Below are 14,218 nucleotides of genomic sequence, written 5' to 3' on the forward strand. Positions count from 1 at the left end.
CCCCGAACCTCTCGCCCGTCCACCGCACCCGCCCGCCGACCCGCTCGAAGCCGGCCATCACGAGCGAGCGGGCGAGCTTGGCCTTGCGCACGGCCCCCGCCGGACTCGCCAGGGCGGACGACGCACCGATGAGCAGATGGAAGCCGCGATCGCTGCCACGCCAGTGCTCACGCAGGATCGGCTCCCCGGCTCCGACGGCCAGCCGCCGGAAGGCGAACGCGATAACCGCGACGTCGTCGAGCTGACCCACCACCGGAATCACGTTGGTCAGCCGGTTCTTCGGCGACACGAGGTACGCGAGCGCCGCGGCGGCCTCCACCTTCGCGGACTGCGGGACCCGCGGATCGGCGACGACCCGCCGCAGCAGCCGGACCAGATCGGGAAGGAACATCGTGACTTCCCGACTGAACGCTCGCACGGCGTCCCTGTCGAGCACGACCATCGCCGCTCCAGCCTCCTCCCGCGCGAATCGGGATTTCCCGCCGACCGTCGACATCCTAGTCCGCGTGGACAGAAGCGATTTTGTTCTCGGCGTGACGGGTGGGCTCAGCGCGGCGGGTGGTCGAGGAACCCCCGGCCGGTCTTGCGTCCCAGGAACCCAGCCCGGACCAGCTGTTCGAGCAGGGGTGCCGGGGCGTAGCCGGGCTCGCGGAACTGCGCGTACAACGAGCGCGTGATCGCGAGCGTGACATCGAGGCCGACGACGTCGGCGAGCGCGAAGGGGCCCAGCGGATGGCCGCAACCGACCGTCATCGCCGTGTCAACGTCCTCGATCGTCGCATAGTGCGCCTGGAGCATCTTCACTGCGTCGTTGAGATAGGGAAACAGCAGCGCGTTGACGATGAACCCCGCCCGGTCGGCGCAGAGCACCGGATGCCGCCCGGCCGCTCGGGACAGCGCCAGGACCGTGGCTGTCACGTCGTCGCCGGTGAGCACCGTGGGCACCACCTCGATCAGCTTCATCGCCGGGGCCGGGTTGAACCAGTGCATACCGATGACGTCCCGCGGCCGGCTGGTGGCCATGGCGCACTCGATGACCGGCAACGAGGACGTGGTGGTCGCCAGCACGGCGCCGGGCGCCGCGATCTTGTCCAGGTCGGCGAACAGCTCCCGCTTCACCGCCAGGTCCTCCACCACCGCCTCAAGCAGCAGCTCGCAGTGGCCAAGCTCACCCAGATCGGTCGTGCCGCGCACCCGGGCCAGGGCCGCCAGCCGGTCGGCGTCGGACAGCCGCCCCCTGGCCACCGACGCCGCCAACGACGACTCGATCTTCGCGAGGGTGGCGGCGAGGGTGCGCTCGCTCCGGGCCCGCAGGAGGACGTCGTGCCCGGACCGGGCCAGCACCTCCGCGATGCCACCCGCCATCGTGCCGCTCCCCACGACGCCGACCGAGCGCACCGGGCGGCCCCGCCCCAGGCGGTCGGCAAGCGGATCGACCGCGTCGACCACCTCGGAGGAGTCCGGTGCCGCGTAGGTGTAGAAACCACGACCGGTCTTGCGGCCGAGCAGGCCCGCTCGCACGAGCTGGCTCAGCAGCGGTGCCGGAGCGTGCAGGTGGTCACGGGACTGCCGGTACATCGAGTTGAGGATCTCGTGGGCGGCGTCCAGACCGATCAGATCGAGCAGGGCGAGCGGGCCCATCGGATGCCCGCACCCGAGCCGCATGGCCGCGTCGATGTCCTCCCGGGCCGCATACCGGGCCTCGAGCATGCGCACGGCGTTGTTGAGATAACCGAACAGCAGCGCGTTGACGATGAAGCCCGCCCGGTCCTCCGCGACGACCGCGGTCTTCCCCACGTCGTTGACCAAGCCGATCACCCCGGCCAGCACAGTCGGGTCGGTGACGACCGTGCGTACGACCTCCACCAGGCGCATCACCGGCGCCGGATTGAACCAGTGGGTGCCGAGCACCCGTTCCGGGCGGGCGGTGCCCGCCGCGAGTTCCGTCACCGACAGGGAGCTGGTGTTCGTCAGGAAGACGGTGGCCGGGGGGCAGATCTCGTCGAGTCGGGCGAAAAGCGCCTGTTTGGCGCTCATTCGTTCGTCGATCGCCTCGATCACCAGCTCGCAGTCGGCGACCGCCGCGAGCTCGGTGCCGAGACGCATGCGGGCCAGCACGGCCTGCCTGGTCGCGTCGTCGAGCTTGCCGTGGCGGCCCGCGCGGTCGAGGGAGTGCTCGACCCGGGCCCGGCTGCGGGCGAGCGCGTCGGCGTCACGCGCGATGCCGACGACCTCCAGACCGGCCTTCGCCAGCACCTCGGCGATGCCCGCGCCCATGGTGCCGAGCCCCACCACCCCGACCCGGCGGTGTCTCACCGCCTCGTCCCGGCTGTTCTCCGGCTTCTTCTCCTGGTTCGCGTTCTCCTGGTTCGCGGCCGGCCCCGTTCCCGATGTGGTTCCCGATACGGGCCTCTCGATCATGCCCAGGCTCCTCTACTTCGGCACACGGGCCCCGGGCGACGGGTGGGCGTCGCGGGCCGGGCGGTGTCAGACGGCGAACACCGTGATCCTCCCATATTCTCGAGACGCCGGCCCATGATCGCACTACGGGAACGGACCGGACGGGCTGCCGGGGACGCCGGACGGGCGGCCGTCGCAGGTTCGGCGGACCGGGCAGGCTCGGCGGAATCGCTTTCAGAAAAGCGTCGGAATGGACGGTTCGAGGCCCCGCAGCTCGTCATAGTCGACGACGGCGCAGCCCAGCCCCCGGTCCGCCGCCAGCAGCCGCGCCTGCGGGGTGATGGACTGCGCCGCGAGGATGCCGCGCACGGGATGCGGCAACGCCGGGTCGGCCTCCAGGCGGACAAGGTAACGAGTCAGCTGCTCCACCCCGTCGATCTCACCCCTGCGTTTGATCTCGACGGCGACCGTCGAGCCGTCCGCGTCGCGGCACAGCAGGTCGACCGGCCCGATGCCGGTCTCGTACTCGCGGCGCACCAGGGTGAGTCCGGGCGCGATCGCGTCGGGCCGGTCGGCGAGCAGCACCTGCAGATGCGCCTCCACCCCGTCCTTGCGCAGACCCGGGTCGACGCCGAGGTCGTGCGTGGAATCGTGCAGCACCTGTTCGAGGGTGATGACGAGCTGCTCGGCCGCGCGGTTGGTGACCCGCCAGACCCCGTCCGCCTCGGCGATGACGCACGGGGGACTCATCCAGTTGAGCGGCTTGTACGCTCGCCCGTCGGCGTGGATCGAGACGGATCCGTCCGCCTTGACGAGTACCAACCGGACGGCGCTCGGCAGATGTGCGGTGAGCCGACCGACGTAGTCCACGCTGCAGCGAGCGATGACGAGCCGCATGACGTCACGCTATCGCGGCCGTTTCCGGCGCCCGGCGGCGGTGGGACCGCCGCGCACCCGGCGATCACCCGGCATCGCCGCCGCGAGCCGCCACGAGATCGTCCAGAATCCGGCATCGATCCACGTACCGGGCCGACAACCGGGCGGCGTCCTTGGGCGGCAACCGCCTCAGCCTGGCCGGATCGGCGTTGTCCTGCATGTCGGCCCGTTTCACGACGACGGCAAGCGGATCGGCGGCCACCCGGGCGAGATAGTCGGGCACCGGCTCGCCCTCCCGATGGGACAGCGCGTCGACCGCCGCGACGACCGGGGCCGGATAGCCTGCGGCCACGAGATCCGCGAGGGTGGTCTCGCTGTCCTCGACGACGTCGTGCAGCACCGCCGCGAGCTGGGCGGCGTGGGCGTCCACCCCGGCGGTGGGAGCCGTGCGCGCGGCTGCCGCCATCACGCGCAGCGGATGGCCGATGTACTCCTCCCCGACCTTGTCCAGCTGACCGGCGTGCGCCCGGGTGGCCAGGGCGACGGCGTCGTGCAGGGTGGGCGTCGCGGCGCGGTGCGGACCGTCCGCCTCACCATGACCGGGCCGCGCGTCGCCAATCCTGGTTGAGGGCACAGACCGACCGTACGACGTCGAGGGTGCCCCCGGGCTGTCAAGGGTGCCCCGGGCCCATGGCGGTGCAGGTCACCCGGTGCAGGGCGGCGGGGAGACCTTCCACAGGGTGATCAGAGCGCTCGGAAGCACATCACAGGCCCGCGGGCCGTTGCGGACGATCGTCCAGGGCCCGGCTCCGATCCGCCGCCACACGTGCGGGTCGACCGGCGGCGTGGCCGGCCCTTGGACCTCGATGCGACCGATCGCCCAGTACTCGTCGTGCGCCGCGTCAACGCCCTCGACGGCGCCGAAGTACATCCCGTTCACGATCGTCACCTGCCGGGCGGAGATGGTGGAAGCACCCCCGGCCGCCTTGATCGAGTCGGCGACCGTCCACGACAGCGCGAGCCGCAGGGCATCCGGATCAGGCTCGTCGAGGACCCGCATCTGATGGGCCGTGCCCGGTCGGCGGGCACCCTCCCACGGGGCGGTCCGCAGCGCGGGGGTCAGCTCCGGGGCGGGCGAGGTGGCGGTCCGAGGCGCATGCACGGTGCCGGACTGCCGGTCCGCGGTCACGTAGCCGATGGCCACGCCGAGCAGGACCGCGACCACGAACGCCACCGGGACCAGGACCGACCGGTACTCGCGCACCCCGGCCAGCCCGGCGGATCGCGCGCTCCGATCGCCGACGGCATTCACCCGCGCGGGCACCTCCACGTCCTGCACGCCTCCGTCCGGCATCACACCCTGCCAAGAGCCGGGCCCGTCACCCGAAAGCAGTACCCGATCAGCAGGTACCCGGCAAGCATGCCGCATCGCGTGTCCGCCCGGCACACGGGCGCGCCTGACATGACGGTGCGCAGCCACCCTGGTTCGTTCCGCTCCGGGCTCCGTCCCGATCGGGACGGAGCCCTTCCTGACGGGCCTGGGGGGTGGTCGAACGGATGAGCCGCCCGGGCAACCCGCTCAGGCGTGGCCGACGTGCACCAGGTCGGCGGCCTCCTCGAACCGCAGCAACCCACCCAGCCGGTCCGCCACGAGCAGGCGTTCAAGCGGGCTCGGCACATCGACCAGCACCATCGAACGGCCAGCGGCACGGGCTCGGCGAGCGCCGCCAAGCAGCACCCCCAGTGCGGCATGATCGCCGAGCTCCAGGCCCGCGACGTCAACGCGCAGCGGTCCGCTCCCGTTGTCGATCGCCGCGTGCAGCAGGCTGCGTAGTGTCCCCACCGTCCGCACATCCACCCGGCCAACCACGCGGGCCGTCTGCGCGCAGCCGGCCCGCGTGTCCCCGGAGCACTCCAGACTCACCACGTTCACGCCGATGTTCATGTGATCTCCCGTCCCGGCCGTCCGGCGCCCCCGCTGTCGTGACGCCGTTGCTACCAGCTATCCGCGCCGATCGCGGGTAGCACTCAGGTGCGGCTCGCCCAGGGCGGACCGCGACGTACCCCCTCGTCTCCATCGGACTGTCGTCGTTCGGCCACAGAGAGGTCGGGCCGGTTACCTCAATGGTGGCAGCGGTTGACGGGCGATGTTTCCTCTGTCGGATTCCGTGGAGGTGTCGAGGCCCGGATCCAGGTCCGTCGCGAGGATGTCTGGGACGATGCAAGGCGGCGTCGAAGAGCGGCACGATCGGAGGTGCGGGATGCCCGCAACAGCCGGGGCACTTCTCCTCGAGCCGCTGATCGCGCTGCTGGCCGTCGGCCTGCTGATGGCGATCGGGCGCTGGGCCCATGCTCCGGCACGGCCGCGGCCGGCCGGTTCCGTCCCCGGCCACGACTTCGGTCTGCTCGTCCCGGTGGCCACCGTGGACACCCCCGCCGAGATCACTCGGCTCCGCGCGGCGCTGTGGGCACGGGGTATCCGCTCGACCTGGGCCACGGCACCGGCCGGTCCGATTCGCATCGACGCCGCCGGGAACATCATCGCCCGGCCGCGGGACCGCCGCCACGTGCTCGTGTTCGGCACGGACGCGAACCGAGCCGCCCGTGCCCTCGTGAACCTACTCGGCTCGCGCCAGTCGCCCACCTGACCCCGCCTGCCGGGCCGGCGGGGTCACGATGCCAGCGGAATCAGGACGATGCCGGTGAAATCAGGCTACGGCGCGGTCGGAGACCCGGCGGATGTCGGCGCCGAGGTCCGTCATGTTCTCGACAAACCGGGCGTATCCCCGGTCGATGTGGTGGACGTCGCTTACCTCGGTGACGCCGTCCGCAACCAGGCCGGCGAGCACGAGACCCGCGCCGGCCCGCACGTCGGAGGCCGTCACCCGGGTGCCGGACAGCCGCGCGGTGGGCCGGACGATGACGTGGTGGCCGTCCGTACGCAGGTCGGCGCCGAGTTTGTGCAGCTCGCGGCAGAAGGCGAACCGGCTGTCGAAGATGTTCTCGGTGATCAGGGAGGTACCCCGGCTAACCGACTCCAACGCGATGATCTGCGGCAGCAGATCAGTCGGAAAGCCAGGGTACGGCAGCGTCACCACGTCGATCGACCGGGGTTGTCCCCGTCCGACGACCCGGAATCCGTCGTCCCGGACGTCGACCTCGGCACCGGCCTGCACCAGCTTCTCCAGAACGATGCTGAGGTGGGCGGCCTGACCGTGCCGGATCAGCACGTCGCCACCGGTCATCAGGGCGCCGATGGCGTATGTGCCGGCGACGATGCGGTCCGCCACCGTCCGGTGTTCCACCGGGGTGAGCTGGTCGACCCCGTCGATGATCAGTGTCGACGATCCCGCCCCGTCGATACGCCCGCCCATCGCCGTCAGCATCGCGCACAGGTCGGCAATCTCGGGTTCCTGGGCGGCATTGTCGATCACCGTCGTCCCCTTGGCGAGAACCCCGGCCATCAACAGGTTCTCGGTGGCGCCCACACTGGGGAAGTCGAGCCAGATCGAGGCTCCCTGCAGCCGGCCGGAGCAGCGCGCGACGAGGACTCCGGACTCGACGTCAACCAACGCACCGAGTTTGGTCAGGCCGTTGACATGAATGTCGAGCGCGCGCGATCCGATCGCGTCCCCACCGGGCAGGGCGACCCGTGCCTCCCCGCGGCGGGCGACCAGCGGACCGAGCACCGCCACCGACGCCCTGATCTGCCGCACCAGCTCACCATCGGCCGCGACGCCCGGAGCCTGGGGCACCTCAATGCTCAGCCGCCCGCCGGCGGCGTCCCGCTCGACGGTCGCACCGAGCCCCGCCAGCACCTTGGACATCACCGACACGTCCAGGATGTCAGGAACGGCGGACAGCATCGTCCGGCCCGCGGCCAGCAGGCTCGCGGCCATCAGCTTCAGTACCGAGTTCTTCGCGCCCGGGACGGCGACCTCGCCGGCCAGCCGGGTACCGCCTGTCACAACGAAGCGCTCCACGAACCTCGATGCTAGGTCCTGACCTGAAGATCTTCACCGCCACCCGCCGGACCGACCGGCGCAACCCTGCGCGGTCGCCTCATTCCGCTGCGTCGGACGGAAGGACGGACACCCCGTCGTGGGTGCGGATAAACGGCTCGAGCCGTCCGGCCACCGCGTCCGCCACCCGGATTGCGAAAGCCGGCACAAACCGCGTACGGACCTCGTCGATCGACAACCAGCTGACCTCCGTCGCCTCCGCGGTGTCGGAAGCGATGACGCCAGTCGGATGGTGGCAGAGAAACACCATGGCAACCACGCCTAGGGGCATGTTGAGGTACACCCCGGTCAGGCGGACGGGTTCGACGACCGCACCCGTCTCCTCCTCGACCTCACGGCGCAGCCCGGCGTGCAGGGTCTCACCGCGTTCGAGCACCCCACCCGGGATCTGCCAGGCGCCGATGTCCCGGCGGCGGATGCATAGAATCAACCCTTTTTCGTTGAGTGTCACTCCGGCCACGCTCACCGAATGCATATGCGAAACGTACCAATTGCCACGCGGAAGTCCAAGTGAACGGCGGCCTTTCTCAGCGGCTGGCGGAACTGCCCCCAGAGACCGACCCGGGGTTCGGCTCGGCCGCGCGGGCGTTGTTGACCGGGCCCGACGCGACCGACGAGGCCCTCACTGCGGCAGTCGAGAACCCCAATCTAGCGGAGCAGACGCGCTTCAACGCGTTCTACTGCCTGCAGGCTCGGGCCTGGCGCCGCAAGGACCATCGCCGCCATCGGGCCAACACCGATCGATACCAGGACCGGTTCGGTCGGCATCCGATGTTCTTCTTCATGCAGGCCGAGTATTACGCCTCTCTCGACGGCGATCCGGCAAATCTCGACGCGGCGCTCACGTTCGCGCTCGAGGCGGTGGACCGGCTCGGCGGCGTGCCTGGCGTGCTGCATCTCGCCGCCGAGATTATCGCGGACCGCCACGAACGGGACCCCGACAACGATCCACGCCTACTGCTCGACGCTGAGCGGCACGTCCGGCAGGCCATCGCGCTCAGCGACGGGCATTATGCGCGCTATCATGCCACCCACGCGCGCATCGCGACCCTGCGAGGGGCATTCGCGTCCGCGCGGGCCAGCATCGCCCGCGCGATCGAGGACGAGGACAGTACGGGCGCCGAATACGCGCTTCGCATCGGCGACTACCAGCTCATCCGGTCCAGGATCCAATACGCGCAGGAGGCTGAGCGGCTGAGCGCACGCCAAGAGGAGGCTTCCCGCGAGCTGCAGCAGATCCGGAGTCAGGTCCTGGAGATCATGGGGTTACTCGCGGCAGTGATCGCCTTCATCACCACCGCCGCGAACATCGCCGCGGGGCAGCCGGCCCGACCGGCCGCCGGCCTTCTCACGCTCGCTGGCGGCGTGACGTTGCTCGTCTTCTGGGGCTTTCACGTCCTGCTCGTGGGGACCGAACCGGCCCGGCGTCGGGTCGTCGCGGCGGTCGTCGGGACGATACTCGTGGTGGCGGGGTTTCTCATGACGGAGTTCTCATGACCACGGTGGGGGCCGACGGGTGCGTGTGCTGCGGTCCATCAGCCGGTCGGACAAGCTCCACAATGAGGACGCCGCCGGTTCCCGCGCCGATGGCCTGTGGGTGATCGACGGAGCGACGCCGCTGCACGACGATCCGACGATCAGCGGCCGGTCCTCGGCGGCCTGGCTGAGCGGCGCGGCCGACGCCTTCCTCGCCACGGTCCCCTGGCGGGATAGATCCCTGCCCGAGGTGGTGCGGGAGCTGATCGCACACGTCCGCGCCGAGGGACGGCGCCTGGGGCTCGCCGCGGGTCGGTTCCCGACCGCCACGATCACCCTCGCCCGGCAACGGGGCCCGCTACTCGATCTGTACCTCCTCGGGGACAGCCCGGTGCTGCTCCGTCATCCCGGCGGGGAGGTGGTCAGTTTCACCGATCCCCAGTTCGATGGGGTCGAAGAGGCGCTGCTCGAACCGGTCCGCGCCGAGCTGGCACGCGGCATCGATGTCGCGCAGGCCTACGGACGGGCACACACGATGACCCGCGAACGCCGCCGGCAGCGCAACACCGCGGCCGGGTCCTGGATCCTCGGTGACGTCACCGCTGCCGCCGACCACGCGTTCGTCACCACCATGCCGGTGGAACCCGGCACGGAGCTGGTGGCGCTGTCCGACGGCTACGCCCGGGCCGTCCGTCCCTTCAGCCTGGTCGCCGACGACGCGGCCCTTGTCGACGTGCTCGCCCGCGGCGAACAGGCCATACTGCTGGAACGGCTGCGGGCGGCGGAACGGGCCGATCCGGACTGCTCGCGGTTCCCCCGGTTCGGGATGAGCGACGACGCGACCGCGCTCTACGCCCGGATCTGACAACCCGGCCGCGCGGTCAACGACTGCCTAGAGTGGTCCCCATGGCAGTGCACCTGACTCGGATCTACACCCGCACCGGGGATGACGGTACGACGGCGCTGGGCGACATGTCGCGGGTGGCGAAGACCGATCCGCGGCTGGCCGCCTATGCCGACGTGGATGAGGCGAACGCCGCGATCGGCGTGGCCCTCGCCCTCGGCGGGCTTCCCGACGAGCTGCGGGCGGTGCTCGGCCAGGTCCAGAACGACCTCTTCGACGTCGGCGCGGATCTGTGCACCCCGGTCGACCCGGCGCCGGCCCACCCACCCCTGCGGATCACCGAGGCCTACGTGGAACGGCTCGAGGAGGCGTGTGACCGTTTCAACGCCGACCTGCCGAAGCTGGCTTCCTTCATTCTTCCGGGAGGGACTGCCGGGGCGGCGCTGCTGCATGTCGCCCGCACGGTCGCCCGCCGGGCGGAACGGTCCATCTGGGCCCTCCTCGAGGCCGAGCCGGACCGCACCGGCCCGCTGCCGGCCCGCTATCTCAACCGACTGTCGGACCTGCTGTTCATCCTCGCCCGGGTGGCGAACCCCGAGGGGGACGTGCTCTGGCGCCCGGGGGCGCACGCCTGAGACCCGCTCAGTACCCGAGGGTCGACAAGCCAGTCAACCGAATTGATGACCGACGATCACGAGTACCACGGTGCGCGTGAGTGACAGGACGCGGCAACGGGTCGCGGCCATGGCCGCGACCACCGGCCAGCAGATGCAGACGATCATCGACCAGGCCGTCGAGGCCTACGAGCGCGAGCTGTTCTGGCGCGGCTTCGAGGAGGGGTACGACCGCCTCGCGGCCGACTCGCCCGCCTGGGACGAGCTCGGTGCCGAGCGCTCCGCCGAGGCGGAGGCGCTGCGGGCTGCCCTCCCACGTCGAGCTCGCGCCCGGCGGCACCGGTCTGCGCGAGACAAGCTACGCGAAGGTCGGGGACGTGAAATCGGTGTCCCAGCAGCGCTTTGGTCGCCGGCTCGGCGTCGTGGGTCCCGATCATCTGCTGCGGATGACCAAGGCCCTGCAGTTTCTGTTGGGCCTGTAGAGCCTGTAGGGCCCTGTCGCGACCTGTGACGTGACGCGAAAGACGCGTCCCCCGATGCGGAGAACGCGCCCTTGGCCGCGGGAAACTCAGGTCAGCTTCGCGGTCTCGGCGAGGATGCTGACACCCTGGTGTGTCACCGAGATGAAGCCGCCGTCCACCGAGGCCGAGATCTCCCGGCCACCGGTCTTGACCCGGACCGTTCCGCCCGGCGCCAGCAGACCCAGCAGCGGCACATGGCCGGGCAGCACGCCGAGATCACCGTCGGTGGTCCGGGCGACGACCATGTCGGCGTCGCCGGACCACACCTCCTGCTCGGGCGAGACAATCGCCACCCGGATCGGCATTACAGGTTCTCCGCGTTCTTCTCCGCGTCCTCGATGCCACCGCACATGAAGAACGCCTGCTCCGGCAGGTGGTCGAAGTCGCCCTGAGTGAGCCGCTTGAACGAGTCGATCGTCTCGTCGAGCGGGACGAACTTGCCGGGGATGCCGGTGAACTGCTCGGCCACGAAGAACGGCTGCGACAGGAACCGCTGGATCCGCCGCGCCCGGTTGACGAGAATCTTGTCCTCTTCGGAGAGCTCATCGATACCGAGGATGGCGATGATGTCCTGCAGGTCCTTGTAGCGCTGCAGGATCCGCTGCACCTCACGGGCCGTGTCGTAGTGCTCCTGCCCGAGATAGCGCGCGTCCAGGATCCGGGAGTTGGAGTCGAGCGGGCTCACCGCCGGGTAGATACCCAGGTCGGAGATGGCCCGGTCGAGCACGGTGGTGGCGTCGAGGTGGGTGAACGTCGTCGCCGGCGCCGGGTCGGTCAGGTCGTCCGCGGGCACGTAGATGGCCTGCAGCGAGGTGATCGAGTGGCCCCGGGTCGAGGTGATGCGCTCCTGGAGCACACCCATCTCGTCGGCCAGCGTCGGCTGGTAGCCGACGGCGCTGGGCATCCGGCCGAGCAGCGTGGAAACCTCGGATCCGGCCTGGGTGAACCGGAAGATGTTGTCGATGAACAGCAGCACGTCCTGCTTCTGGACGTCCCGGAAGTACTCGGCCATCGTGAGCGCGCCGAGCGCGACCCGCAGCCGGGTACCCGGCGGCTCGTCCATCTGGCCGAACACCAGCGCGGTGTCCTCGATGACGCCGGCCTCGGTCATCTCCAGGAACAGGTCGTTGCCCTCACGGGTACGCTCGCCGACCCCGGCGAACACCGAGACGCCACCGAACTCCTTGGCGACCCGGCGGATCATCTCCTGGATGATGACGGTCTTGCCGACGCCGGCACCGCCGAACAGGCCGATCTTCCCACCGCGCACGTACGGCGCGAGCAGGTCGATGACCTTGATGCCGGTGGTGAACATCTCGGTCTTCGACTCGAGCTGGTCGAACGCCGGCGCCGACCGGTGGATCGGCCAGTACGTCTCGGCCTCGATCTGCTTCACGTCGAGCGGCGTGCCAAGCACGTTGAACACGTGGCCCTTGGTGGCGTCGCCGACCGGGACCGAGATCGGCGCGCCGGTGTCGTGGACGGGCGCGCCCCGGACGAGACCGTCGGTCTGCTGCATGGAGATGGCCCGCACGGTGTTGTCACCGATGTGCTGGGCGACCTCGAGCGTCAGCGTCAGCGTCTCGTCGCCGATAGTCCGGTCGACCTGCAGTGCCTGGTAGATCTCGGGGAGTTCGTCGGGAGCGAACTCCACGTCGACAACCGGTCCGATGACTCGGGCTACCCGGCCGATCCCCGGGGTCCGGCCCTGTGCCGTGGCCGGCGAGCTGGTGGTGACGGTCATGGCGTCCTCAGTTTCCGATCAATGCCCGCCGCCGCAGCCTCGGGCTCGCGTTCGCTGGCACCTGGGACGGAACGGCCCGCGTCGCGCGCGCTCCGCCTTCGGCGTCGTCCTTCACGTTCTGTTGTCGTCGCTGTCCTCATCGGTTCCGGTCACACGAGTCCGGCCACACGAGTGTGAACCGCCGCCCACCCATATCAGGTTCCCGAAGCCAGAGCGTTGGCGCCACCGACGATCTCGGAGATCTCCTGAGTAATGGCGTCCTGTCGGGCCCGGTTGGCCTGCCGGGTGTATCTCTTGATGAGGTCCTCGGCGTTGTCCGTAGCCGACTTCATGGCCCGCTGCCGCGCCGCCGACTCCGACGCCGCCGACTCGAGCAGCGCCGCATAGAGCCGGCTTTCCACGTAGCGCGGCAGCAACGCGTCGAGCACCCCCTCGGCGGAGGGCTCGAACTCATACTGGGGCAGCGGACCGCCACGCGGCGGTTCGTCGGTCTCGGTGAGCACCATCGGCAGCAACCGGCGGGCGACCGGCGTCTGGGTGATGGCGCTGACGTACTCCGTGTGGACCACGTGGATCTCGTCCACCCCGCCGTTCTCGCTCGTGGCGATGAAGGCCGCGATGAGCGCGTCCGCGACCGACTTGGCGTCCGCGTACGACGGCTGTTCGGAGAAACCGGTGTACTCGCCGCTCATCGCACGTCCCCGGAAGCGGTAGTAGCCCGTTCCCTTGCGGCCCACGACGTGCAGGTCGGTCTCCTTGCCCTCCGAATGCAGCAGCTCGATGAGCTCCCCGGTGCGCCGCAGCGCGTTCGAGCTGTACCCGCCGGCCAACCCCCGGTCGCTGGTGATCACCACGACCGCGGCCCGGGCCGCCCCGGGCCGCTCGGTGGTGAGCGGATGGTCGATCGTGGTCTGCGCCGCGACCGCCTCGATCACCCGGGTGATCTCCTCGGCATAGGGGCGGGCCGCGGCGACCCGCGCCCGCGCCTTGGCAATGCGGGAAGCCGCGATCAGCTCCATCGCTCGGGTGATCTTCTTCGTCGACTGCACCGACCGGATGCGCCGCCGGTACTCACGAAGCTGGCCCGCCATGGATCAGCCCTCGTCGTCTTTGCGCGCCGCGGGCCGGTGCATCGGGATCGACTCCTGCCGCACCAGCCCCGGGTCGAGCGGGCTCGGCGCCGGCTCGTTGACCAACGGCTTGCCGTCGGACAGCGTGAACTGCTTCTTGAACTCCGCGACGGCCGACTCCAGCATGGCGATCGTGTCGTCGCTGAGCTTGCCGGTGGTCACGATCGCGTCGTATACCTCTGGGTAAGACCGGCCGACGAAGTCCAGGAACTCCGACTCGAAGCGACGGATGTCCGCCACGGGCACATCGTCGAGCTTGCCGGTGGTTCCGGCCCAGATCGACACGACCTGGCGCTCGACCGGGAAGGGCTGGCCCTGCGGCTGCTTGAGCAGCTCAACCAGGCGGGCGCCGCGCGCGAGCTGGTCCCGCGAGGCCTTGTCCAGGTCGGAACCGAAGGCCGAGAACGCCTCGAGCTCGCGGTACTGGGCGAGGTCCAGCCGCAGGCGGCCGGCGACCGACTTCATCGCCTTAACCTGCGCGCTACCGCCGACCCGGGACACCGAGGTGCCGACGTTGATGGCCGGGCGGACACCCTGGTTGAACAGGTCGGACTCCAGGAAGACCTGCCCGTCGGTGATCGAGATGACGTT

Annotated in this window: 16 protein-coding genes and 1 pseudogene; 5 read left to right on the plus strand and 12 right to left on the minus strand. The window is 70.2% G+C overall.

From position 1 onward, the window contains the following. The 6 genes from AC08OO_RS04620 to AC08OO_RS04645 all read right to left on the minus strand — a co-directional run. A partial coding sequence (locus AC08OO_RS04620; protein WP_476606278.1) for a YkvA family protein occupies positions 1-442 on the minus strand: 442 nt, incomplete at its 3' end. Positions 443-546: 104 nt separating this feature from the next. Continuing rightward, entirely contained in the window at positions 547-2,421 is a 1,875-nt protein-coding gene (locus tag AC08OO_RS04625; RefSeq protein ID WP_476609266.1) for a 3-hydroxyacyl-CoA dehydrogenase family protein, read from the minus strand. Positions 2,422-2,634: 213 nt separating this feature from the next. Then, the gene (gene nucS, locus AC08OO_RS04630; protein ID WP_011438071.1) at positions 2,635-3,297 is read right to left on the minus strand and encodes an endonuclease NucS; all 663 of its coding nucleotides are present in this window, start codon (positions 3,295-3,297) and stop codon (positions 2,635-2,637) included. 64 nt (positions 3,298-3,361) lie between these two features. Further along, positions 3,362-3,910, minus strand: coding sequence for an HD domain-containing protein (locus tag AC08OO_RS04635; RefSeq protein WP_476609267.1), 549 nt, complete (start codon positions 3,908-3,910; stop codon positions 3,362-3,364). A 69-nt stretch (positions 3,911-3,979) separates the two neighbouring features. After that, a complete protein-coding gene (locus AC08OO_RS04640) occupies positions 3,980-4,630 on the minus strand; it encodes a hypothetical protein (RefSeq protein WP_011438073.1) in 651 nt (216 codons plus the stop codon). Between the two features lie 225 nt (positions 4,631-4,855). Next, entirely contained in the window at positions 4,856-5,221 is a 366-nt protein-coding gene (locus AC08OO_RS04645) for an STAS domain-containing protein (RefSeq protein ID WP_476609268.1), read from the minus strand. Positions 5,222-5,537: 316 nt separating this feature from the next. On the opposite strand from AC08OO_RS04645, the gene AC08OO_RS04650 reads away from it, so the two are divergent. Further along, complete coding sequence (locus tag AC08OO_RS04650; RefSeq protein ID WP_011438075.1) at positions 5,538-5,924, plus strand: hypothetical protein; 387 nt, start codon at positions 5,538-5,540, stop codon at positions 5,922-5,924. Positions 5,925-5,984: 60 nt separating this feature from the next. Here AC08OO_RS04650 and murA read toward each other — a convergent pair whose 3' ends face one another. Together murA and AC08OO_RS04660 are read right to left on the minus strand one after the other, a co-directional pair. Further along, positions 5,985-7,259 carry a UDP-N-acetylglucosamine 1-carboxyvinyltransferase gene (murA, locus tag AC08OO_RS04655; RefSeq protein WP_476618261.1) on the minus strand — a complete coding sequence of 425 codons (1,275 nt, stop codon included), beginning with the start codon at positions 7,257-7,259 and terminating at the stop codon, positions 5,985-5,987. Between the two features lie 79 nt (positions 7,260-7,338). Further along, complete coding sequence (locus AC08OO_RS04660; RefSeq protein ID WP_476609270.1) at positions 7,339-7,773, minus strand: NUDIX hydrolase; 435 nt, start codon at positions 7,771-7,773, stop codon at positions 7,339-7,341. A gap of 35 nt (positions 7,774-7,808) precedes the next feature. Here AC08OO_RS04660 and AC08OO_RS04665 point away from each other — a divergent pair, with 35 nt between their 5' ends. The 4 genes from AC08OO_RS04665 (at position 7,809) to AC08OO_RS04680 (ending at position 10,714) form a co-directional block, all read left to right on the plus strand. Beyond that, the gene (locus AC08OO_RS04665; RefSeq protein WP_476609271.1) at positions 7,809-8,795 is read left to right on the plus strand and encodes a hypothetical protein; all 987 of its coding nucleotides are present in this window, start codon (positions 7,809-7,811) and stop codon (positions 8,793-8,795) included. A 19-nt stretch (positions 8,796-8,814) separates the two neighbouring features. After that, a complete protein-coding gene (locus AC08OO_RS04670) occupies positions 8,815-9,639 on the plus strand; it encodes a protein phosphatase 2C domain-containing protein (protein WP_476609272.1) in 825 nt (274 codons plus the stop codon). A gap of 41 nt (positions 9,640-9,680) precedes the next feature. Next, entirely contained in the window at positions 9,681-10,253 is a 573-nt protein-coding gene (locus AC08OO_RS04675; protein WP_476609273.1) for a cob(I)yrinic acid a,c-diamide adenosyltransferase, read from the plus strand. Positions 10,254-10,501: 248 nt separating this feature from the next. Then, a complete protein-coding gene (locus AC08OO_RS04680) occupies positions 10,502-10,714 on the plus strand; it encodes a type II toxin-antitoxin system PemK/MazF family toxin (protein ID WP_476609274.1) in 213 nt (70 codons plus the stop codon). An 86-nt stretch (positions 10,715-10,800) separates the two neighbouring features. On the opposite strand, the gene AC08OO_RS04685 is transcribed toward AC08OO_RS04680, so the two are convergent. The 4 genes and pseudogenes from AC08OO_RS04685 to AC08OO_RS04700 all read right to left on the minus strand — a co-directional run. Next, the gene (locus AC08OO_RS04685; RefSeq protein WP_011438082.1) at positions 10,801-11,058 is read right to left on the minus strand and encodes a F0F1 ATP synthase subunit epsilon; all 258 of its coding nucleotides are present in this window, start codon (positions 11,056-11,058) and stop codon (positions 10,801-10,803) included. Further along, positions 11,058-12,497, minus strand: coding sequence for a F0F1 ATP synthase subunit beta (gene atpD, locus AC08OO_RS04690; RefSeq protein WP_476606289.1), 1,440 nt, complete (start codon positions 12,495-12,497; stop codon positions 11,058-11,060). Before atpD ends, AC08OO_RS04685 begins: the two co-directional genes overlap by 1 nt. Before the next feature lie 194 nt (positions 12,498-12,691). Then, positions 12,692-13,588 (minus strand): F0F1 ATP synthase subunit gamma, encoded by an 897-nt coding sequence (locus AC08OO_RS04695; RefSeq protein WP_011438084.1) that lies wholly within the window; start codon positions 13,586-13,588, stop codon positions 12,692-12,694. 3 nt (positions 13,589-13,591) lie between these two features. Further along, a pseudogene (locus AC08OO_RS04700) lies at positions 13,592-14,218 on the minus strand (F0F1 ATP synthase subunit alpha); the annotation flags it as partial.

The sequence above is a fragment of the Frankia sp. CeCAU1 genome (assembly GCF_977971845.1).